The organism is Actinoplanes sp. G11-F43 (genome assembly GCF_050589265.1).
In the GTDB taxonomy this organism is placed as follows: domain Bacteria; phylum Actinomycetota; class Actinomycetes; order Mycobacteriales; family Micromonosporaceae; genus Actinoplanes.
This window is the reverse complement of sequence record NZ_JBNZCE010000020.1, coordinates 82,141-102,547: the sequence shown is the minus strand read 5'-3', so window position 1 is coordinate 102,547 and position 20,407 is coordinate 82,141. Positions and strand designations below refer to the sequence as shown.

Genomic DNA, 20,407 nt, shown 5'->3' with positions numbered 1-20,407 from the left:
CTCTTTGCGGCTCTCGTGGTCTTCGGGAATCACGCGGCCGGCCAGACCAGCGTGGCCCCGGAGTGAATGGCGGTCACGAACGACGGGTCGAACGCGGCAGACGTGTCGGTGCCGGCGATGGACGTTCCGCCGTACGTGTCGAGCAGCTTCACGAGGGACTCCACGTTGGCGGGGTCGATCGTGCCGAGCGGGGTGCCGGCCTTCAGCGTCTCCCGGACCACACCCACCTCGGTCTGCCAGATCGCCAGGTTGTGCTCCTCGTCGTACCCGGCGCCGGTCAGGTCGGCGGCGGCCTTCACACACTCGGCGCCGTTGCGCTCGCAGTACTCGAAGGCGTGCAGCCCGGCCCGCAGGAAGTCCTGGACCGCGGACGGGTGCTTCGCGGCGAACTCCGGGTTGACGGCCATCGCGCCGAGCGAGCCGGGGACCTGGTAGTCGTACGGCCGCCAGACCTTGACCGGGGTGTTCGCCTTCTTCAGCTGGTTGGGCTCGTTGGAGATGAAACCGGTGAGGGACCGGACCTGGCCACGGGGCAGGATCGACGGGTCGTAGCCGACCACCACCTGCTTGATCGAGTCGTAGTTCGCGCCGGCCTGGGCGAGCATCGCCCGCACCCCGATCGGCATCGCGCCCTTCTGGCCCAGGGTGGTGCCGTCGAGCTGCTTCAGGTCGGTCACGTCGGTCTTCGTCATCAGCACTTCAAGACCGACATTGCTGTACGCCGAGACGCCGGTGACCTTGATCCCGTTGGCGTTGGCGGAGAGCACGTCCTGCTGGCTCACCGGGCTGAAGGTAACCTGCCCGCTGGCCAGAAGTTTGGTGTTCTGGCTGGTGTCACCGGTGCCGGGCTGCATGGTCACGTCGAGGCAGTGCGACTCGAAGTAGCCGAGCTTCTTCGCCGCGACGTACTCCAGGATCGAGGCGGACGCCTGCCACTGGTAGCCGGACAGGTAGGTGATCTTCCCGGCCGCCTTGTTCTGGGCGCAGCGCTCGGCGGAGATCACCGAGGTGGTGGCCGCGGCCGGCTCGTCGGCACCGGAACAGGCGGTGATCGACAAGGCGGTGAGAGCGGCGACAAGGACGCGGATCTTCATGACTCACTCCTAGGTTTTCCGGGCAGGGTGCAGCGACCGGACGTACACAGCGGGATCACTTACCGGCGCTCTGGGTCTCGTGCCAGTGCAGGAGACGGCGCTCCAGCAGGGTGACCGAGAGCAGGAGCAGCGAGCCGAGCACGGCCAGCATCGCGATCGCGGCGTAGACCGCGGACAGCCGGTTCATCGACGAGGCCAGGCTGATCGCGGTGCCGAGCCCCTCGGCGGAGCCGGCCGCGGACAGCTCGGCCACCACCGCGCCGACCACCGACAGCGGGAACACGATGCGCAGGGCGGCGAACAGGTACGGCAGCGCGCTCGGGATCCGCAGGTACCAGAGCGTCTCCAGGCGGGAGGCGTGGACCGTGCGGTAGACCTGCAGCACCGGCAGCGGGACCGCCCGCAACCCGACCGAGGTGTTGATCAGCACCGGGAAGAAGCAGATCAGCCCGGTGACGATCAGCTTCGGCGCGGCACCGAAGCCGAACGCCACCACCAGGGCCGGGGCGATCGCCACCAGCGGTGTCACGTTGAGCACCACCGCCACCGGCATGATCGCCCGGCGGGCCAGGGTGAACTCGCTGACCAGCACCCCGATCACGAAGGCGCTGAGCCCGCCGAGCACCAGCCCGCCGAGCGCCTCCTGCAGGGTCACCCACGCGTTGCGCAGGAAGTAGCCGGAGTCCTCGACCAGGGTCGTGCCCACGTCGCCGAGCGGCGGCAGCAGGTACGGCATCTCCCGCGCGCCCCACTGCCAGAGCAGCCCCAGCAGGGTCATCATCAGCACCAGCGGCAGCCACATCGACGGCTTGAGGAACGACAGGTCCCCTCGCCAGCGGGTGCGGATCGCGGCGGTCTTACGGGCGGCGATCGTCATGCGGCCGCCCCCTGGAAAGCGCCGCGGAGCCGGTCCCGGACCAGGTCCTCGTAGTGGTGGAACTCGGCGGTCTTGAGGATCGCCTGGCCCCGCGGCCGGGGCAGGTCGATGTCGAGCACGTCGGTGATCCGGCCCGGCCGGGGCGCCATCACCACGATCTTGTCGGAGAGCCGGACCGCCTCGGTGACCGAGTGGGTCACGAACAGCACCGTCGCCTTCAGTTCGTCCCACAGGTCCAGCAGCTGCTCCTGCAGCGACTCGCGGGTGAACTCGTCCAGCGCCGAGAACGGCTCGTCCATCAGCAGCACGTCCGGGTGCAGGCCGAAGGCGCGGACGATCGCGGCCCGCTGCTGCATGCCGCCGGAGATCTGCGACGGCAGCTTGTGCATCACGTCGTGCAGGCCGGCCTTGCGCAGCAGTTCGACCATGTCCGGGCCGTCGGTGCCGGACTCCTTGCGGCGGCGGCGCCCGGCGGACCGGTTGACCTTGGCCGGCAGCGACACGTTCTTCAGCACCGACAGCCAGGGCAGCAGCGCCGGGGTCTGCGGGACCAGGCCGAGCATCTTGTTCCGGGCGGCCTCGGCCGGGGACACCCCGCCGACGCTCACCTCACCGGAATCCGGATCCTCCAGCCCGGCGATCACCCGCAGCAGGGTGGACTTGCCGCACCCGCTGGGGCCGATCACGCTGACGAAGGTGCCGGCCGGCACGGTCAGGTCGACGTCGTCCAGCGCGATCAGTGCGCCGGCGGCGACGGTGTACACACGCCGGACCCGGGTCACCCGGATCGCCTCGGCGCTCATGTGAATTGCTCGCGGAAATTGTCGAACAATGCGGTCTCCAGACAACGGCGAAATGTCAATGGAGCCGGAGAGCGTGCGAGGCGAATACGAGGATATGCGTCGCGAGACTCAAGCTGAGGAGAAAGTTAGGGATCGCGTGAGTCGGCGGGAAGTAGCCCGAGTTTCGGTGTCGTTAACTCGGCCACCACCCGCCGGTCGCTCACAGTGCGGCGATCTCCCTCTCGAACCGGGAGCGCAGCGCGGCCTTCTCCGCGTCGGGCAGCCAGCAGGCGTCGACCCCGGCCAGCGCCATCGCGGTCAGGCGCTCGCGGGCCACGCCCAGGTCCTCGGCGAGGATGCGGTACTCCGCGGTCAGGCTGGTCGGGAACATGCCGGGATCGTCGGAGCACGGGATCACGTTCAGCCCGGCCTCGATCATCGCGCCGATCGACGCCTTGCGCCACGGACGCCAGCTGCGCCGGGACGTGGTCGAGGCGACCAGGAACGGGGTCTGCTCCGCACGCAGCCGGGCCACCACCGCGTCGTCCTCCAGGACGAAGTAGCCGTGGTCGATCCGGTCGCAGCCCAGCTCGTCCAGGCAGGTGATGGTGTTCGCGGCGATCGGGGCGTGCTCCGAGGAGTGCGCGGTCCGCCGCAGGCCCGCCTGACCCGCCAGCCGGTACGCCTCGGCGAACCGCTCCGGCGGCCCGGCCGTCTCCAGGTTGTCCAGGCCGATGCCCACCACGTACTCGTGCGGGTTGTCCACCACGGTCCGCACCCGGGCCACCGCCTCCTCGCCGGAGCGGCTGCGGTCGACGGCGGCGAGCAGCCGGCCGGACATCCCGAAGTCCCGTTCGGCCATCCGGATGCCCTCGGCGTACGCCTGGACCGAACCCCGGTAGCCCAGCCCGGCCAGGTGCTCCGGCACCTCGTCGAAGGACATCTCCAGGTGGCGGACCCCGTTGTGGTGGGCGTCCTCGAACGCCTCGTAGACGATCCGGGTCAGGTCGTCGGCGGTGCGCAGCGCCGCGATCACCCAGGCGGACACCTGGAACAGCGAGTACGACACCTCGGGCTCACCGGCCGCCCGGCCCTGCGGCACCGGGATCCGGGTGTTCCGGTAGAGCGCCGGGTCCGGCGGGAGCGAGTTGATGTCGGCGTAGATCCGCTCCGGCTCGGCGGGCAGATCGAGCCCGGCCCGGCGGGCCAGCTCGGCGAAGGTGCCGGCGCGGACCGTGCCGATCAGGTGGCAGTGCAGCTCCACCTTGGGCAGGTCACGAATGAAATCAGACATGGTCTTCCTTAGGAACCCTGGGTGGCCGGGCCTCCCTGGCGGTGGAGGCCCGGCCACGGGAGGGTGGATCAGCTGCCGGTGACTTCGCGGGCGAACCGGTCGGCCCAGTCCTTGCGGGTCGGCACCAGCTGGGCGGGGTCGAGGGTGGCGTATCCGGCGGCCACCGGGTCCTCGGCGATGTCGCCGACCACCGCGGTGATGGTCTGCGGCACCGTCGCCTCCGGGTTCACCGGCAGGTCGCCGACCAGCTCGGCGGACTTGGACTGCGCCTCGGCGGACAGCAGGTAGTCGATGAACCGGTGGGCGTTCGCGGCGTTCTTCGCGGTCGCCGGGATCATCGCGCGGTTGGTGGCCATGTACCTACCGGTGGCCGGCGGGGTCCAGGCGACCTTCTCGCCGTCGGCCATCAGGTTGGTGGCGAAACCGTTCAGGGTGTCCGCGGCGACGATCTCACCCTGCGCGATCAGGTTGGTGACCTCGGTCGACGAGCTGTAGAACTGGAGCACGCCGGGCTTCCACGTGGCCAGGGTCTTCAGGGCGGCGTCGATGTCGTACGGGCCGGAGCCGTAGGTCGCGGCCACCCCGGAGATCATCAGCTGGCCGGCGGTGACCGAGATGTCGGGCAGCGCCACCTTCTCACTGTTCGCCCCGGCGTAGACGTCCCACTTCGCGGCCTGCTCGGCGGTCAGCTTCTCGGTGCTGTAGATGGTGCCGTTGAGCTGGTAGCTGTAGGCCGGCCCCTGATAGGCGGCCTCCTTGGCGAACTCGGCGATCTTCGCCAGGTTCGGCACCTGGTCCGCCGCCACCTGCTGGAACAGCTTGTCCTGCTGGCCCAGCGCGGCGTAGTAGTCGGAGATCAGCACGACGTCGGCGCCGGCCTTGTCCCCGGCCACCTTCAGCTGCGACAGACGGTCCGAGTTGGAGCCGGTCTCCACCTCGACCTCGATGCCGGTGGCCGCGGTGAACGGGTCGATGACCGCCTCGGTGAACTCCTCCACACCGAACGGGAACGTGCTCAGCACCAGCTTCTCGGCCGACTCCGACGAGCCGGACGAGCCGGAGCAGCCGGCGGCGACGAGCAGGGCTGCGGCGGAGAAGGCCGCGGTCAGGGCGTGGCGTATCAAGGGGTTATTCCTTTCCGGAATCTTCGAGGGTGACGAGGTGGGCCGGGTCGGCGCTGACCGTGGTCCGGGTGCCGGGCTCGACCGCCGCCGAGTTGCGGACGTCGGCCACCAGGCGGACCGTCCGGCCGGCGCCGTCGACGGCCTCCACGGTCACCAGCAGGTCGACACCCCGGTAGGCGGTGGAGACGACGGTGGCGTCCAGGCGTTCGCCGTCGTGGTCGACGCCCAGCCGCAGGTGCTCCGGCCGTACCGTACGGAAATTTCCGGTTTTGTCGGTGAAGAAGTTCTCGTATCCCAGGAAGTCGGCCACGAACCGGTTCGCCGGGTGGGCGAAGACCTCCCGCGGCGAGCCGGCCTGCATGATCCGGCCGCTCTTCATCAGCACCATCAGGTCGGACATCTCCAGCGCCTCGTCCTGGTCGTGGGTGACCAGGACGACGGTCAGGCCGGTCTCCGACTGGATGCGGCGCAGCTCGGCGCGCATCTGCACCCGCAGCCGGGCGTCCAGGTTCGACAGCGGCTCGTCGAGCAGGAGCAGCCGGGGCTGGATGGCGATCGCCCGGGCCAGGGCGACACGCTGCTGCTGGCCGCCGGAGAGCTGCTTGGGCCTGCTCCTGGCCAGGTGACCGAGGCCGACCAGGTCGAGGGTCTCCGCGACCTTCGCCGACGCCTCCTTCTTACCGACTTTCCGGATCTTGAGGCCGTAGGCGACGTTGTCGGCCACCGTCATGTGCGGGAACAGGGCGTAGGACTGGAACACCATGCCCAGCCCGCGCTTCTCCGGCGGCAGCCTCGTGCTGTCCACCCCGTGGATGTTGATCGTGCCCGCGGTGGGCAGGCTGTACCCGGCCAGCATCCGCAGCGAGGTGGTCTTGCCGCAGCCGCTCGGCCCGAGCAGCGTGGTCAGCTTCCCCTCGGGGATCTCCAGGTCGATGGCGTCCACGGCGGTGAAGTCACCGAACCGCTGGGTCACCCCGATGAACTCGGCAGCCGTACTCATCGGTTGATTCCTCCGAAGATCTTGGCGAAGCCGACGGTGCGCTCCGCGATGACCGCGATGACGACGGTCGCGGCGAGGATGAGAGTGGCCATCGCGGCGATCCGTGGGTTGTAGCTCTGCTGGACGTAGTCGAGCATCGTGACCGGCAGCGTCCGGAACTCCCGGTCCTGCAGCAGCAGCGACAGCGGCACGTTGTTGAACGAGGTGACGAAACCGAGCAGGGCGGCCGAGAAGATCCCGGGCCGCAGCAGCGGCAGCGTGACGGTGACGAAGGCGCGCACCGGCGAGGCGCCCAGACCCCGCGCGGCCTCCTCGACGGCCGGGTCGGCCAGCGCCAGGGAGGCGCCGGTGACGCGGACCGCGTACGGCAGCAGCAGCGCGGTGTGCCCGAGCATCAGAGTGGTCAGGTTGTCCAGCCCGAAACCGATCATCAGCTGCTGGTAGAGCGCCAGCCCGACGACCAGCTCCGGCACGATCAGCGGGGACAGGAACAGCCCCTCCACCAGTCCGCGCCCGGGGATCTTCCCGCGGTGGATGGCGATGGTGGCCGGCACCCCGATCAGCAGGGCCAGCGCGGTCGCGCCGAGCGCCAGCCACAGGCTGGAGACCAGCGACTCCATGAACGGCCGGTAGGTGACCGCGGCCTCGAACCACTGGAGCGAGAAACCCTCCGGCGGGAACCGCAGGGTCCGCCCGGCACTGAACGCGGTGGCCACCACGAACAGGATCGGGACGATCATGATGAGGTAGCCGAACACCGCCAGGGTGCTCGCGACCGGGCGCCTCATGTCGTGGCTCCCTTCCGGCCAGCCAGCGAGGACAGGCCGGAGACCAGGAAGACCAGGATCGTCATGATCAGCGCGGTGGCGCTGGCCGCGGCCCAGTCGACCGAGACCGACGCGTACGAGAAGAGCTGGGTGGCCAGCATCCGCTGACCGGAGCCGCCCAGGAGATAGGGCGTGGTGTACGCGGTGACCGATCCGGCGAACACCAGGGTGGCCGCGACCACGACTCCGGGCAGTGCGAGCGGCACCACCACGGTCCAGAAGGTGCGGGTCCGCCCGGCGCCCAGCCCACGGGCCGCGTCGTCCAGCCCCGGATCGATCTGCGCGACCGCCGAGTAGCAGGAGATGATCGCCAGCGGCAGGAAGAGCTGGGTCAGGCCGAGCACGATGGCCAGCGGCGTGTAGAGCAGCTGCGGCGCCTCGTCGGCCAGGCCGGTCGAGGTGAGCAGCTTGCCGATGGCCCCGTTGGCACCGAGCAGCACCAGCCAGCCGAAGGTCCGGACCACGTTGCTGAGCAGCAGCGGGAAGATCGCCAGCGCCAGCAGGACGCCACCCCACCGGCTGGTGGAGCGGGCCAGCAGGTACGCGATCGGGAAGCCCAGACCGACGCAGATGGCCGTCACGATCAGCCCGAGCGTGACGGTGCGCCCGATGATGCGCAGCTCGTACGGGTCGGTGAGCATCTCGCCGAACCGTGCGAACACCGCCGTGGTCTCCTCGCCGGGCGGCGCGACGAGCATCGCCACCGCGGGCACGAGGAACCCGATGGCGAGGAACGCGAGCCCCGGCAGCAGGAGGAGAGCGGATTTACGAGTCATTCCCTAGCTTTTCGTGACTTGGTCTCATGCAACCGGTTGCACAACCGGTTGCACGCAGGCTACCTCCCCGAGGATGATGGTGCTGCATCAGAGCTGGTAAACAGCGTGTAACGAACATGGAGGACGCCGCGTGGCAACCCTGGCGGATGTGGCAGCGCTCGCCGGCTACAACAAGTCGACGGTGTCGCGCGCCCTGGCCCGCCCCGAGATGGTCGCGCCGGAGACCATCGCCCGCATCCGGGCCGCCGCCGACGAACTCGGTTATGTGCTCAACCGCACCGCCAGCCAGCTCGCCCGGGGCCGCACCGGCCTGGCCGCGTTCGTGGTGCCCACCCTGGAGAACGCCTTCTTCGCCCCGATCATCGGCGGCGCCCAGGCCCGGGCCGCCGAATCCGACCTGCACCTCACCGTCGCCGTCGCATCCCTGGAGACGGCCGCCGGGGTGGCCGCGCTGGAACGCCTCGCCGCCCAGGTCGACGGCCTGATCCTGGCCGCGCCCCGGGGCACCGACGAGCACGTCACGGCGATCGCGGCGGTCAAGCCGACCGTGCTGGTGGACCGGGAAGCCGACGGGCTGCCGTCGGTGGTCGCCGACACCGCCACCGCGATCGGCGCCGTGGTGCAGGGGCTGGCGGTGCGCGGGCACCGGCGGATCGCCTACCTGGGCGGCCCACCCGGCTCCTGGCAGGACCCCGGCCGGGAGGCGGCGGCCCGGGAGGCGGCCGGCCGCTCCGGCGCCGAGCTGACCGTGCACGGCCCGTTCCCGGCCACCTTCGCCGCCGGGGTGACCGCGGCCCACGAGGTGCTGGAGTCCGGGGCGACCGCGGTGGTCCCCTACGCGACGGCCCTGACCCTCGGCCTGATGCTCACGCTCCGTGGCCGGGGCGTGCACGTGCCCGACGACATCGTGGTCAGCGCCGAGACGACGGTGACCGACGCCCTCGGAGCCCCCGGCATCCCGGCCATCGACGTCGACGGCGACGGCCTGGGCCGGGCGGCGATGGACCTGCTGGCCGCGGCCCTGCTCTCCCCCGCCGAAACCCGCCGCCTCCGCCTACCGGTCCAGGTCGCCTGGAGCCGCGCCTAACCCCCGTGCCGACTTCCGGCGCACTCCGCCCCAGAACTCACCACACAACCCAAAATCCAAGCCCCCGTGCCAACTTCCGGCACAAGGCACACCAAAAGTCACCACACGAACCAGGAACCACGAGCGCGTGGCAACTTCCGGCGCGAAGCGCACCGAAAGTCACCACACGAACCGCCAACCAAGACCCCGTGCCAACTTCCGGCGCGAAGCGCACCGGAAATGACCACACGAACCGCCAACCACGACCGCGTGGCAACTTCCGGCACGAAGCGCACCGGAAATGACCACACGAACCGCCAACCGCGAGCGCGTGGTTACCTCCGGCACGGAACGCACCGGAAATGACCACACGAACTGCGGACCACGAGCGCGTGGTTACTTTCGGGGCGGAACGCGCCGGAAATGACCACGCGAGCTGTGGACCGCGAGCTTGTGGTTACTTTCGGGGTGGAGCGCGCCGGAAGTTGGCACGCGGTAGCGGTCAGTCGGTCAGGGGCTCCGGGCCGAGCAGGCGGACGGCATGGTCGGACACCTCGCCGGCGACCAGCACGTCGTAGTGGTCCGGGACGACCTCGGCCGGCCCGTCCTCCCCGGCGAACTCACGAATGATCATGCCCATCCCGGCGCCGATCAGCGCGCCCAGCCCGGCCGCCACCAGGGTGCTCCAGGTCATGTCGGCGATCGGGATGATCAGGTCGAACCAGGCCAGCAGGTGCTCGATGAGGACCGCGACCACCAGCCCGGACAGGGCGCCCCGGCGGGCCGCACGGGCCGCGGGCCGTTTGGCGGCCGTCCGGCGACCGCACGCCACGATCACCGCCCGCCCGGCCGGCACCCCACCCTGGATCAGCCGGTCCAGGGCGCGCTCGGCGGCGCCGAAGTCGGCGGCCCGGGCGACGACCTGGGGTGCGGCCCCGAGTTGGGCGCTATCGCTGTGGATCGTCTCGGTGTGCTCCAGGCGGGTCATCGGCGCTCCTCTCGGGCCTGCGGGTCTGGATCAACTGTCGCCGGTGAAACCGGGTTTGCCATCGGCTGCAGCGCAACCGTCATGGGAGTGACACAACCGTCACACCGGGCGAGTTGCGGAACTGTTGGATCCTGTTGGCTTTCGTTGACATCGAACATGTAAATACGCCAATGTGATCTCGTTACGTCGTTGCGCGAAGGGAAACAATTTCGATGCCACGAACGTCCCTCAGATCCCTTTTCACCGCGTCCCTCCTCGTCCTCGCCGCGCTGACGGTGCCGGCCACACCCGCGGCGGCGGCCGCCGAGGTGCACGGCCTCAAGGGCGAGTACTTCCGGATGTCCGCCCCGGGAGCCCGCGACTTCGCCGAGCTCGGCGGCATCGCACTGGATCCGAACATCGACCTGCCGGGGCTGGCCGGCACCTTCGAGTCGCTGACCGGGCGGACCGAGCACACCACCGCCCGCTGGACCGGAAAGATCACCGCCCCGGCGACCGGCGACTACACCTTCTCGATGATCGGCGACAACGGGTTCCGGTTCCTGATCGACGAGCAGCCGGTGATCGACCACTGGGTCGGTGACTGGGACCGCGAGCAGACCAGTGCCCCGGTGCCGCTGGTCGCGGGCGAGGCGCACGACGTGAAGATCGAGATGTTCCAGGACATCGGCGGGGCGAACCTGTTCCTGCGCTGGGCCGGCGCCGGGCTGCCGAAGCAGATCGTGCCGGAGTCGGCGTTCACCCCGCCGGACGGTTTCCAGATCTTCCCGGTGGACCTGACGGTGGGCGCCGACGGCAGCACGGTGGTGGCCGACTTCGCGGCACCGGTCGGCACCCTCGGGCAGTTCACCGAGCATCTGTCGGTGGAGGTGGACACCACCCGCTTTCCGGTGCGGGAGGCACGGGTGGACCGGCGCGACCGGTCCAGGGTGATCATCACGCTGACCGAGAGGGTGCAGAAGGATCAGCGGGTCCGGGTCGACTACGACGGCACCGGCGGCCTGGTCGTCGGCGGCGAGACGGTTCCGCAGATCATCCGGTCCGCGGTGAACACCTCCACGCACCGCCTGACCACACCGTGGGGCGACAGGGTGGACAAGAATCGCCCGCTCCCGGAGTACCCGCGCCCGCAACTGGTCCGCGAGGACTGGCTGAACCTGAACGGGCAGTGGGAGTTCGCCGCCGCGCAGGCCGGTGAGCAGCCGGTGTTCGGTGAGAAGCTGGCCGAGAAGATCACCGTCCCGTTCCCGGTGGAGTCGCTGCTGTCCGGGATCGAGCGGCGCGAGGATCACATGTTCTACCGCAAGCTGGTGACCGTGCCGAAGGGCTGGGCCGGCAAGCGGGTCAAGCTGAACTTCGGGGCGGTCGACTATCAGGCCAAGGTCTGGGTGAACGGCACCCTGGTCACCGAGCACACCGGCGGCTACACCGCGTTCACCGCGGACATCACCGGCGCCCTGACGAGGAAGGGCCCGCAGGAGATCATCGTCGGGGTCACCGACGTGACCGGGCCGAACCAGCCGAAGGGCAAGCAGTCGCTGAACCCGGGCGGCATCGTCTACGAGCCCTCCTCGGGCATCTGGCAGACGGTCTGGCTGGAGCCGGTCGCCCCGGGGGCCATCGACGACCTCAAGATCACCGCCGATCGCAAAGAGGTCCGCCTGCGAGTCACGGCCGACTCAACGGCCAAGATCACTGCGACCGCGTACGACAAAAAGGGTAAAAAGGTTGGCAAAACCACCGGTGCCGCCAACTCTGATCTCACTCTGAAGATCGACAAGCCCCGCCTCTGGAGCCCGGACGACCCCTACCTCTACGACCTGAAGATCACCCTCGGCAAGGACACCGTCAAGAGCTACTTCGGCCTGCGCGAGATCGAGGTGCAGAAGGTCGGCGGCTTCCCGAAGCTGGTCCTCAACGGCGAGCCGATCTTCTCGCTGGCCACTCTGGACCAGGGCTTCTGGCCGGAGGGCCTCTACACCCAGCCCAGTGACGCGGCGCTGCGCTTCGACCTGGTGGAGACCAGGAGGCTCGGGTTCAACGCGGTCCGCAAGCACATCAAGGTCGAGTCGGCCCGGTTCTACCGGCACGCCGACGAGCTGGGCCTGCTGGTCTGGCAGGACTTCGTCTCGGCCGACATCAACAGCACGGCCGGCCAGGAGGCGTTCCTCAGCCAGGGCCGGGAGATGATGCGGCAGCTGCACAACTTCCCGTCGATCATCGGCTGGATCGTCTTCAACGAGGGCTGGGGCGAGTGGGACCGGGAGGAGACAGGCCGGATCGCGACCTCTGTCAAGAATGAAGACCCGTCCCGGATCCTGAACGCGCACAGCGGCGTCAACTGCTGTGCGTCGAAGGGTGACTCCGGCAAGGGCGAGGTGATCGACCACCACGACTACGTCAACAACGACCCGCCGTACCCGGACGCCACCCGGATCGCGATGGACGGCGAGCACGGCGGCTTCACCCTGCGCACTCCCGGGCACATGTGGCCGGGACCGCCGGCGGTGATCTACAGCGGGGTGCCGGACAAGGCCGCGCTGACCGCCAAGTACGTCGACAACACCCGCCAGTTCTACCTGGAGGCGGCCGGGGCGGAGCTGTCCGGTTCGGTCTACACCCAGATCACCGACCTGGAGACCGAGCTGAACGGGCTCTGGACCTACGACCGGCGGGAGATCAAGGTCGACCCCGCGCCGGTACGGGCGATCAACCGCGCCGTGATCGAAGCCGGCCGCACCGCCGGGGCGGACGCCACCTTCCCGGGGAGGGGTGAGTGGAGGCTGGACGAGGCGAGTGGCACCGTGGCCCGCGACGCCCTGTCCGGCAGTGATCTGACCCTGAAGGGCGACACCTCCTGGACCACGGGTGTCGCCGGGTCGGCGCTGAGGTTCGACGGTGACGGGGACTCCGCGGACACCACCGCACCGGTCCTGGACACCACGGAGGACTACACGGTGTCCGCGTGGGTGACCCTGGACAAGCTGCCCGGCAACTACGCGACGGTGGTCAGCCAGGACGGCCGGGCCCGGGAGAACCCCTTCTATCTGCAGTACGGGCAGGGCGCCTTCGCGTTCAGCACCCCGGGCGGCAACCGGGCCCGCCTGGTGGTGACGCCGGAGCTGAACCGGTGGTACCACCTGGCCGGGGTGCGCGACCACAGCACCGGCGAGGTCCGGCTCTTCGTGGACGGGCAGCGGGTGGCGGCGGTGCCGGCCGGGCCGGACGTGGTCAGCACCGGGCCGCTGTCGGTCGGGCGCGCGAAGTACGCGGGCAACCCGACCGACTGGTGGTCCGGCTCGATCGATCAGGTGGGCGCGTACGACCGGGCCCTGACCGACGCCGAGGTGGCCGCGCTGGCGGCGGCCGGCCGGCCCTGAGATGACGTCGGGGAGGCCGTCACGGTCTCCCCGGCGTCTGTCACTCGGGGTGGTGGGCGCCGATCTCCGACTCGCTGACGCCGGCCGGGTCCAGGACGCGGTGCAGGAACTCGCGGGTGCGCTCCTCGCGGGGGCGGCCGAACACCTCCGACGGCGGGCCCTGTTCGACGATCACGCCGCCGTCCATGAAGACCACCCGGGAGGCCACCTCGCGGGCGAACGCCATCTCGTGCGTCACCACCAGCATGGTCATGCCGTCGGCGGCCAGGCCGCGCATCACCGCCAGGACCTCGCCGACCAACTCCGGGTCGAGGGCGCTGGTCGGCTCGTCGAAGAGCATCAGCTGCGGGTCCATCGCCAGCGAGCGGGCGATCGCCACCCGCTGCTGCTGGCCGCCGGAGAGCTGGGCCGGGTAGGCGGTGGCCTTGTCGGCCAGACCCACCCGCTCCAGGTTCTCGGTGGCGATCCGGTCGGCTTCGGCCCGGCCACGTCTGAGCACCCGGCGCTGGGCGATCGTCACGTTCTCCCGGACGGTGAGGTGCCCGAACAGGTTGAACTGCTGGAACACCATGCCGATGCCGCGCCGGACGGCGTCGATGTCGCAGTCCGGGTCGGTGAGTTCGGTCCCGGCCACCCGGATGGTGCCGGCGGTCGGCTGCTCCAGCAGGTTCACGCAGCGCAGCAGGGTGGACTTGCCCGAACCGGACGGGCCGATCACGCAGACCACTTCGCCCGGGTCGACGGCCAGGTCGATGCCGCGCAGCACCTGAAGGTCACCGAAGGACTTGTGCAGTCCGCCGATCTCGATGGTGGACATCGTCACCTCTCCCTTCCGGCCCGGCGCTCCAGCCCGCGGACCAGCTGCGACAGCGGCAGGGTGATCAGCAGGTAGAGGAGTCCGGCCACCACCAGCGGCGTCGGGTTGACCCGCTGGTTGAGTGTGTCACCGGCGAACTTGGTCAGTTCGATGGTGGTCGACGTGACGCCCAGGACGTACACCAGGGAGGTGTCCTTGGTCAGCAGGATGATCTCGTTGGTCAGCGGCGGGATGACGATCCGGAACGCCTGCGGCAGGATGATCGAGATCATCGCGCGGGTGTGTGACATGCCGAGGGTGCGGGCGGCTTCCAGCTGTCCTTTCGGGACGGCCTGGATGCCGGCCCGGATGGTCTCCGCCATGTAGGCCGCGGCGGTCAGGCCGAGACCGACGGCGACCGAGCCGTAGACGCCGCCGGGGATCTCCCGGTCCGGGAAGGCCAGCGGCACGCCGTAACCGACCATGAACAGCACGAGCAGTGACGGCAGGCCGCGGAACAGCTCGATGTAGGCGGTGGCGAACCAGCGGTAGGGCAGCACCGACGACAGCCGCATCAGCGCCAGGATCAGTCCGAGGGTCAGACCGAAGACGAAGGCCAGCAGCGTGTACGTCACGGTGTTGCGCAACGCGACGGTGATCGCGTCGGGGAACATGTCGCGGGCGATGTCGAGCCGGAAGAACGCCTCGGACAGGCGCCCCCAGTCGGCCGCCCCCGCCACGGTCAGGATGACCGCGGCGAAGACGACGTAGCCGGCGACCCGGGCGACCAGCCGCCGGCGGCGTGGACTCAGCTTCATGCGGCGGGCTTCTCGCCGATCCACTGCTTGTAGATCTCGTCGTACTTACCGTCGCCGCGGGCCGCGGCGAGCGCCTCGTTGACCGCCTTCAGCAATTCGGCGTTGCCCTTCTTGACGGCGAAGCCGTACTGCTCACCGGTGTCGAAGCCGGCCGCGACCTCGACCTTGCCGGGGTTGGCCTTGATGTATTCGTTCCAGACCGGCAGGTCGTTGACGGCGGCCTCGACCTGGTTGGTGGCGAGGGCCTGCTGGAGTGCGGCGAGGTCCTTGTAGGACACCACCTCGATGTCCAGCTTCTTCTCACCGACCTGGGTCTTGATGTAGTCCTCGCCGGTGGTGCCGCCCTGCACGCCGAGGCGCTTGCCGGCCAGCTCCTCCAGGGTCTTGACCGTCTTGCCGGTCTGCACCGCGAGGGCCTGGGTGGCGTCGAAGTACGGGTCGGAGAAGTCCAGCACCTGCTTGCGCTCGTCGGTGATGGTCATGCCGGCGGCGGCCACGTCGCACTTGCCGGCGTTGAGGTCGGAGCCCGACTTGATGCCCTCGAAAGGCGTGTCGACGATCTCCTGGGTGACACCGAGCTTGGTGGCGACCAGGTCGATCAGCGCCACGTCGAACCCGACGACCTTGCCGCTGGAGTCCTTGGACTGGAACGGCGCGTACGGCAGATGGGTGCAGGTGGTCAGCGCACCGGCCTTGATCAGCGGGACACCGGTCTCGGTGGTGACCGAGGTGTCCTCCTTGGCGCAGCCCGTGATCGCCAGCGCGACGGCGGCGGCCAGCACAGCCGTCTTGTTGAAACGTCGCGTCATGTTCATACATCTCCCCCGGCCAGGTAGTGGATCGGGCAAGATTATGCCAATTCGACTGCGGACGGCTGTCGATGTGGACTCGGTTAGGTCACGCTCGGGGGGGCAAATCCGGGCGGAGATCTTTTCAGGTCGTCGCGCCGGCAGCCGATGGCGAGCCCATGGCACCCAGTCGGTTCGGCACGTTCGTCACCTCCGCGGCAGTGGCCGCGATGCTCGTCCCCGGGACGGCGTACGCCGCCGAGCCCGCCCCGCTGACCGGCACGGTCGAGACCGTGATCGTGGATCAGCCACCCGGCGCGGAGGACCATGCCGGCCATGAGGATCAGACCCGGACTTTCGTACGCGTCCAGGGGCGCCTGCTGGAGGTCCCGGACGGCGCACTGACCGGGGTCGCGTCCGGCACCCGTGCCACTGTCCGGTTGCGCGGCTCGGCGGTGGTGTCCGCCGAGCCGGCCGCCGGAACCCGGGGCGCCCGCGCGGTGTCGGCCGCCGGATCGCACACGCTGACCGTGCTGCCGGTGTTCTGGAACTCCACGGACGCGCAGACCCAGGAGTCGCTGACCACCCTGGCCAACCAGGCGAGGGACTACTGGGCCGAGCAGTCCGGCGGTGACGTCGCCGTCAGCGTCGACGTGCGCGACTGGAAGCAGATGGCCGCGCCCACCACCTCCTGCAACGCCGCCGCGATCTACAACGCCGCGCTGGCCGCCCACGCGACGGCCACCCCGGCCGACCCGAAGAACCACGTGGCGGTCTACTTCCCGAGGTACTCGGCCTGCACCTGGGCCGGGCTGGGCTCGGTGAACGGGCCGATGATGTGGATCAACGGCTATCCGATCGAGGACGTGTTCACCCACGAGTTCGGCCACAACCTGGGGCTGGGCCACGCCAACTGGGCCAAGTGCACGTCGGCGAGCGGCGCCCGGGTGCCGCTGTCGGACAACTGCACGGTCGGCGAGTACGAGGATCGGACCGACGTGATGGGGTACGGCATGTCCGGCGTACCGTCCGGCAACCTGAACTCGGCGTTCGGTGACTACCTCGGCCTCCAGCAGACCACCACGACGTCCCCGGCCGAACTGACCGCGCTCTCCGCGCACTCCGGCACGTCGGGCCTGCGGATCCCGGTCGCCACCGGCACGATCTTCGTCGACTACCGCCCGGCGGCCGGCCGGGACACCCGGGTCAGCCGGTGGGCCGGCGTCCAGGTGCGGTTGCGGAGCACCGGCACGCCGCCGACCACCCGCCTGCTCGACATGCAGCCGGCCACCGCCACCGCGTTCACCGCCGCGAACCTGCCGGCCGGCGCCACCTGGCCGATCCCGGGCACCGGAAAGGCGGTCAAGGTCACCGCGACCGGCGACACCACGGCGCGCGTCGAACTGGTCGCCGGATCCACCGACACCACTGCCCCGTCGGTCGCCCCGGTCGTCACCGTCCCGGCCGCCCCGGCCCGGCTGGAGTCGGCGCCGGTCAGCTGGACCGCCGCGGTGGACAAGGAGTCCGGTGTCACCGGCTACCGGGTGACCGTCAACGGCGCCACCGTCGCCGAGACCGACGGCTCCACCCGGACCGCCGAGGTGCCGCTGGCCGAGGGCCGCAACGCGGTCGCGGTGGTCGCGGTCAACGGCGCCGGCCTGGTCAAGGCGGGCGCGGCCCGGACCGTGGTACGGGACTCGACGGCCCCCGCCGCGGTCACCGCGCTCAAGGTCGCCGCGGACGGCCGCTCGGTCACCTGGACCGCCCCGGCCGACACCGGCACCACCCGGTCGTACGCGGTCCGGATCGACGGTGTCCTGGCCCGGACGGTGACCGCCGCGCCCGCCTCGGTGAGCATCACCGCCGGCCGCCGCACCGTCTCGGTCACCCCGTCGGACGCGGCCGGCAACACCGGCGCCGCCACCGAGACCACCCTCTGGGTCGATCCGGCCGCCCCGGTCCCGCCGGTGATCACCGCGCCGGCCGCCGGCGCCTGGCAGAACACCCGGCAGCTGACGGTCACCTGGAACCCGGCCTCGGCGCCCGGTTCGGGCATCGCCTCCTACACCGTGTCGGTCAGTGGCCGGACGGTCGCCACCGTCGACGCGGACACCACCACCGCGACGGTCACCGCCCCCGCCGACGGCAGCGTCGCGGTGACGGTGCTGGCGCGGAACCTGGCCGGCACCGCCGCCAGGGTCGCCTCGGTGACGGTGAAGGTGGACACGGTCGCCCCGCCGGCCCCGGTCGCCGTCAAGCTCGCCGCCGACCAGTCGAAACTGACCTGGACCGCGCCGGGCGGCACCGGCTCCCCGGTGTCCTGGCAGGTCCGGATCGACGACGGCGACCCGGTGACGGTCACCCGGGCCGAGGTGGCCAACACCGCCGGCCCGGGACGCCGCACCTGGACGGTGACCCCGGTCGACGCGGCCGGCAACACCGGCACGGCCACCCGGTTCACCGCCTGGACCGACCGGACCGCCCCGTCCGCGCCGGTGTTCACCGCCCCGGCCGCCGACAGCCTGGCCCGGACCGGGCCGGTCACCGTCACCTGGGACGCGGCGGCCGACGACGAGTCCGGGATCGCCTCGTACCGGGTGAGCGTGGGCTCCCAGAAGGCGACCGTGACCGGCACCAGCTGGTCGTACCGGCCGGTCGAGGGCCGGCAGACGGTGACGGTGACCGCGGTCAACAACGCCGGGGTGCTGTCCACGCCCGCCACCGTCGTCTGGACGTACGACCCGACCGCGCCCACCCCGGTGTCCCCGGTGAGGCTCACCGACGGCACGCTGTCGTGGCGGGCCGCCACCGACCGGACCAGCGGCGTGTCCGAGTACGTCCTGTCGCTGGACGGCGTCCGGGTGACCACCGTCGCGGCCGGCACGACGTCGGCTGCGGTGACCACCCCGGCGGGCCGGCACACCTGGACGGTCGTCGCCGTCGACCGGGCCGGGAACACCGGTGCGGCCGCCTCGGTGACCACCACCCGCTGATCCGCGCCACCCCCTCCGGCCCGTCTGCCCTCGCGGCAGGCGGGCCGGTTCGGTTCCCAAACCGGTTCGGTCCGACCGGGCCGGTTCGTCTCCCACCCCGGCCGGTTCGTGTCCCAGCGGACCGGGAAACGGCGATGCGGCCCGCCCCCGGATCAGGGACGGGCCGCATCGGCTCGGTCAGGCGGCGGCGAGCTGGTTCCGGCCGGAGCGCTTGGCGGCGTACAGGTTGGCGTCGGCCCGGTCGTACAGCTCCCGGCCCGGCTCGTCGGACCGGCACTCGGCCAGGCCCATGCTGAGGGTCACCGTCAGGCCCGGCACGATGGTGTTCCAGTCCCGGGCCAGGATCACCCGGCGGATCCGCTCGGCGATCTCCCGGGCCTCCGTTTCACCCACCGACAGGAACATGGCGAACTCGTCGCCACCGAACCGGATCGCCACCTCGTCGTGCCGGCAGTGCGAGCGCAGCACCGCGGCGATCTCGCCGAGCACCCGGTCGCCGACACCGTGCGAGTAGTGGTCGTTGATGTGCTTGAAGTGGTCCACGTCGATGAGCAGCAGGGTTCCACCGCCGGTGACCGCGTTGATCCGCCGGTCGAACATCCGCCGGTTGCCCAGCCCGGTCAGCGCGTCCGAGGCCGCGGCCAGATCGGCGCTCATCCGGGCCGCCTCCAGCTCGACCCGGCGGTACGCCTGCCGCAGCATGGTGCGCCGGTCCAGCCGCAGCTGCCACAGCGCCTCGACGTGCCCGCGCAGCGACTCCAGCACCGCCTGGGTGGGTTCGCCGGGGAACTCCAGGACGGCGGTGGTGGCCAGCTCGTACTGGAAGAGCAGTTTCTGGGACCGCAGCACCGACAGCTCCAGGGCGGCCCGGAACTCCCGGCGCGCGGCCCGCCACTCACCGGTGCTCCGCAGCGCCACCCCGTTGGCCAGGTGCAGCATCCGGGCCTCGTGCGACTGGCCGGCCTCCCGCATCCGCGGCAACAGGTCACCGACCAGTTCGAAGGCTTCTTCGGTACGCCCGGACTTGGCATAGCAGACGGCCAGCACCGCTGACCCGAGTGGCGAGTCGACGCCCTCCCCGAACAGCTTCTCCACCACTGCCACGCACTTGTCGACCAGGTTCGCCGCGTCCTCGGTGCGCCCCACCTGGTCCAGCCGCAGCGACCACTCCAGCCACAGCTCGATGTGGGTCAGCTCGGCGGCCGACCGGTACAGGTCGTCCGGGTTCTCGAACGACTCGATGCAGCGGCGCATCGCGTCGTCGGCGAGTTCGAACAGGTCGGCGCAGCGGGCCGCCTCGGCCAGCGAGGCCATCGCGGAGAAGTAGCGCAGGCCCTTGCGGGGCGCCACGTCCAGCACCGCCATCGCGCGGGCCACGTAGTGCAGGCCCTCGTCGATGCGGCCGAGGTGGATCAGCACCTCGGCGGCGTCCGCCATGATCTTGGCGTCGGTGGCCTTCGGCCCGCCCAGCGCCTTCTGGTCCTCGATCAGGTCCTCGGCGATCCGCATGGCCTCGTCCAGCCGCCCGAGCGACCGCAGCGCGTACATCCGCCCCAGCCGGCTGACCCGGTGGGTGCGGTGGTCGCCGAGCATCAGCGTGATCGCCTCCGCCTCGTCCGCGGCGAGAAGCGTCTCGGTGTGATGCCCACGAATCGTCAGATCGTGCACATGCAGCGCGAGGCCGGCATAGGGACCGTACGGCGACACCAGCACCGGCAGACGATTCATCGGCATTCCCCGCTTTCCATGGCCCTACGGTCGGCGGGACCGGCCCGGAGATGAGACTTCCCCGCGGCGGCCTCCC

General features: G+C 70.5%; 16 protein-coding genes. 3 read left to right on the top strand and 13 right to left on the bottom strand.

Annotated features, from left to right (window positions below; genetic code table 11):
- Positions 1 to 29: 29 nt before the first annotated feature.
- From ACQ0O7_RS24520 to ACQ0O7_RS24485, 8 genes are all read right to left on the bottom strand, one after another.
- Positions 30 to 1,094 (bottom strand): ABC transporter substrate-binding protein, encoded by a 1,065-nt coding sequence (locus tag ACQ0O7_RS24520; RefSeq protein ID WP_430784632.1) that lies wholly within the window; start codon positions 1,092 to 1,094, stop codon positions 30 to 32.
- A gap of 55 nt (positions 1,095 to 1,149) precedes the next feature.
- Positions 1,150 to 1,971, bottom strand: coding sequence for an ABC transporter permease (locus ACQ0O7_RS24515; RefSeq protein WP_430784630.1), 822 nt, complete (start codon positions 1,969 to 1,971; stop codon positions 1,150 to 1,152).
- A complete protein-coding gene (locus tag ACQ0O7_RS24510) occupies positions 1,968 to 2,774 on the bottom strand; it encodes an ABC transporter ATP-binding protein (protein ID WP_430784628.1) in 807 nt (268 codons plus the stop codon). Before ACQ0O7_RS24510 ends, ACQ0O7_RS24515 begins: the two co-directional genes overlap by 4 nt.
- Positions 2,775 to 2,973: 199 nt before the next feature.
- Positions 2,974 to 4,047, bottom strand: coding sequence for an adenosine deaminase family protein (locus tag ACQ0O7_RS24505; RefSeq protein ID WP_430784626.1), 1,074 nt, complete (start codon positions 4,045 to 4,047; stop codon positions 2,974 to 2,976).
- 68 nt (positions 4,048 to 4,115) lie between these two features.
- Positions 4,116 to 5,171 carry an extracellular solute-binding protein gene (locus ACQ0O7_RS24500; RefSeq protein WP_430784624.1) on the bottom strand — a complete coding sequence of 352 codons (1,056 nt, stop codon included), beginning with the start codon at positions 5,169 to 5,171 and terminating at the stop codon, positions 4,116 to 4,118.
- A 4-nt stretch (positions 5,172 to 5,175) separates the two neighbouring features.
- A complete protein-coding gene (locus ACQ0O7_RS24495; RefSeq protein WP_430784622.1) occupies positions 5,176 to 6,171 on the bottom strand; it encodes an ABC transporter ATP-binding protein in 996 nt (331 codons plus the stop codon).
- Positions 6,168 to 6,959, bottom strand: a complete 792-nt coding sequence (locus ACQ0O7_RS24490; protein ID WP_430784620.1) for an ABC transporter permease — start codon at positions 6,957 to 6,959, stop codon at positions 6,168 to 6,170. Before ACQ0O7_RS24490 ends, ACQ0O7_RS24495 begins: the two co-directional genes overlap by 4 nt.
- Entirely contained in the window at positions 6,956 to 7,774 is an 819-nt protein-coding gene (locus tag ACQ0O7_RS24485; RefSeq protein WP_430784618.1) for an ABC transporter permease, read from the bottom strand. Before ACQ0O7_RS24485 ends, ACQ0O7_RS24490 begins: the two co-directional genes overlap by 4 nt.
- Positions 7,775 to 7,904: 130 nt before the next feature.
- Between ACQ0O7_RS24485 and ACQ0O7_RS24480 the strand changes: the two genes are divergently transcribed.
- On the top strand, positions 7,905 to 8,861 hold the full coding sequence (locus ACQ0O7_RS24480) for a LacI family DNA-binding transcriptional regulator (protein WP_430784616.1): 957 nt from the start codon (positions 7,905 to 7,907) through the stop codon (positions 8,859 to 8,861).
- A 481-nt stretch (positions 8,862 to 9,342) separates the two neighbouring features.
- Here the strand turns inward: ACQ0O7_RS24480 and ACQ0O7_RS24475 are convergent, their stop codons facing one another.
- Complete coding sequence (locus tag ACQ0O7_RS24475) at positions 9,343 to 9,828, bottom strand: hypothetical protein (RefSeq protein WP_430784614.1); 486 nt, start codon at positions 9,826 to 9,828, stop codon at positions 9,343 to 9,345.
- Positions 9,829 to 10,040: 212 nt separating this feature from the next.
- On the opposite strand from ACQ0O7_RS24475, the gene ACQ0O7_RS24470 reads away from it, so the two are divergent.
- The gene (locus tag ACQ0O7_RS24470) at positions 10,041 to 13,208 is read left to right on the top strand and encodes a LamG-like jellyroll fold domain-containing protein (RefSeq protein ID WP_430784612.1); all 3,168 of its coding nucleotides are present in this window, start codon (positions 10,041 to 10,043) and stop codon (positions 13,206 to 13,208) included.
- A 40-nt stretch (positions 13,209 to 13,248) separates the two neighbouring features.
- Here ACQ0O7_RS24470 and ACQ0O7_RS24465 read toward each other — a convergent pair whose 3' ends face one another.
- Genes ACQ0O7_RS24465 through ACQ0O7_RS24455 form a run of 3 tightly spaced genes read right to left on the bottom strand, consistent with a single transcriptional unit; the run spans position 13,249 to position 15,631 of the window.
- Positions 13,249 to 14,025: an amino acid ABC transporter ATP-binding protein gene (locus ACQ0O7_RS24465; RefSeq protein ID WP_430784610.1), complete on the bottom strand. Its 777-nt coding sequence runs from the start codon at positions 14,023 to 14,025 to the stop codon at positions 13,249 to 13,251.
- Positions 14,026 to 14,027: 2 nt separating this feature from the next.
- A complete protein-coding gene (locus tag ACQ0O7_RS24460) occupies positions 14,028 to 14,822 on the bottom strand; it encodes an amino acid ABC transporter permease (RefSeq protein ID WP_430784608.1) in 795 nt (264 codons plus the stop codon).
- On the bottom strand, positions 14,819 to 15,631 hold the full coding sequence (locus tag ACQ0O7_RS24455) for a basic amino acid ABC transporter substrate-binding protein (protein WP_430784606.1): 813 nt from the start codon (positions 15,629 to 15,631) through the stop codon (positions 14,819 to 14,821). Before ACQ0O7_RS24455 ends, ACQ0O7_RS24460 begins: the two co-directional genes overlap by 4 nt.
- Positions 15,632 to 15,789: 158 nt before the next feature.
- Here ACQ0O7_RS24455 and ACQ0O7_RS24450 point away from each other — a divergent pair, with 158 nt between their 5' ends.
- Positions 15,790 to 18,603 (top strand): hypothetical protein, encoded by a 2,814-nt coding sequence (locus tag ACQ0O7_RS24450; RefSeq protein WP_430784604.1) that lies wholly within the window; start codon positions 15,790 to 15,792, stop codon positions 18,601 to 18,603.
- A 177-nt stretch (positions 18,604 to 18,780) separates the two neighbouring features.
- Here ACQ0O7_RS24450 and ACQ0O7_RS24445 read toward each other — a convergent pair whose 3' ends face one another.
- Positions 18,781 to 20,331 carry a diguanylate cyclase gene (locus ACQ0O7_RS24445; RefSeq protein ID WP_430784602.1) on the bottom strand — a complete coding sequence of 517 codons (1,551 nt, stop codon included), beginning with the start codon at positions 20,329 to 20,331 and terminating at the stop codon, positions 18,781 to 18,783.
- Positions 20,332 to 20,407 lie beyond the last annotated feature (76 nt).

Excerpts from the sequence above, each read along its gene's own strand:
- ACQ0O7_RS24520 (WP_430784632.1), bottom strand. The coding sequence starts at position 1,094 with ATGAAGATCCGCGTCCTTGTCGCCGCTCTCACCGCCTTGTCGATCACC.
- ACQ0O7_RS24515 (WP_430784630.1), bottom strand. The coding sequence starts at position 1,971 with ATGACGATCGCCGCCCGTAAGACCGCCGCGATCCGCACCCGCTGGCGA.
- ACQ0O7_RS24510 (WP_430784628.1), bottom strand. The coding sequence starts at position 2,774 with ATGAGCGCCGAGGCGATCCGGGTGACCCGGGTCCGGCGTGTGTACACC.
- ACQ0O7_RS24505 (WP_430784626.1), bottom strand. The coding sequence starts at position 4,047 with ATGTCTGATTTCATTCGTGACCTGCCCAAGGTGGAGCTGCACTGCCAC.
- ACQ0O7_RS24495 (WP_430784622.1), bottom strand. The coding sequence starts at position 6,171 with ATGAGTACGGCTGCCGAGTTCATCGGGGTGACCCAGCGGTTCGGTGAC.
- ACQ0O7_RS24490 (WP_430784620.1), bottom strand. The coding sequence starts at position 6,959 with ATGAGGCGCCCGGTCGCGAGCACCCTGGCGGTGTTCGGCTACCTCATC.
- ACQ0O7_RS24485 (WP_430784618.1), bottom strand. The coding sequence starts at position 7,774 with ATGACTCGTAAATCCGCTCTCCTCCTGCTGCCGGGGCTCGCGTTCCTC.
- ACQ0O7_RS24475 (WP_430784614.1), bottom strand. The coding sequence starts at position 9,828 with ATGACCCGCCTGGAGCACACCGAGACGATCCACAGCGATAGCGCCCAA.
- ACQ0O7_RS24470 (WP_430784612.1), top strand. The coding sequence starts at position 10,041 with ATGCCACGAACGTCCCTCAGATCCCTTTTCACCGCGTCCCTCCTCGTC.
- ACQ0O7_RS24465 (WP_430784610.1), bottom strand. The coding sequence starts at position 14,025 with ATGTCCACCATCGAGATCGGCGGACTGCACAAGTCCTTCGGTGACCTT.
- ACQ0O7_RS24460 (WP_430784608.1), bottom strand. The coding sequence starts at position 14,822 with ATGAAGCTGAGTCCACGCCGCCGGCGGCTGGTCGCCCGGGTCGCCGGC.
- ACQ0O7_RS24455 (WP_430784606.1), bottom strand. The coding sequence starts at position 15,631 with ATGACGCGACGTTTCAACAAGACGGCTGTGCTGGCCGCCGCCGTCGCG.
- ACQ0O7_RS24450 (WP_430784604.1), top strand. The coding sequence starts at position 15,790 with ATGGCACCCAGTCGGTTCGGCACGTTCGTCACCTCCGCGGCAGTGGCC.
- ACQ0O7_RS24445 (WP_430784602.1), bottom strand. The coding sequence starts at position 20,331 with ATGAATCGTCTGCCGGTGCTGGTGTCGCCGTACGGTCCCTATGCCGGC.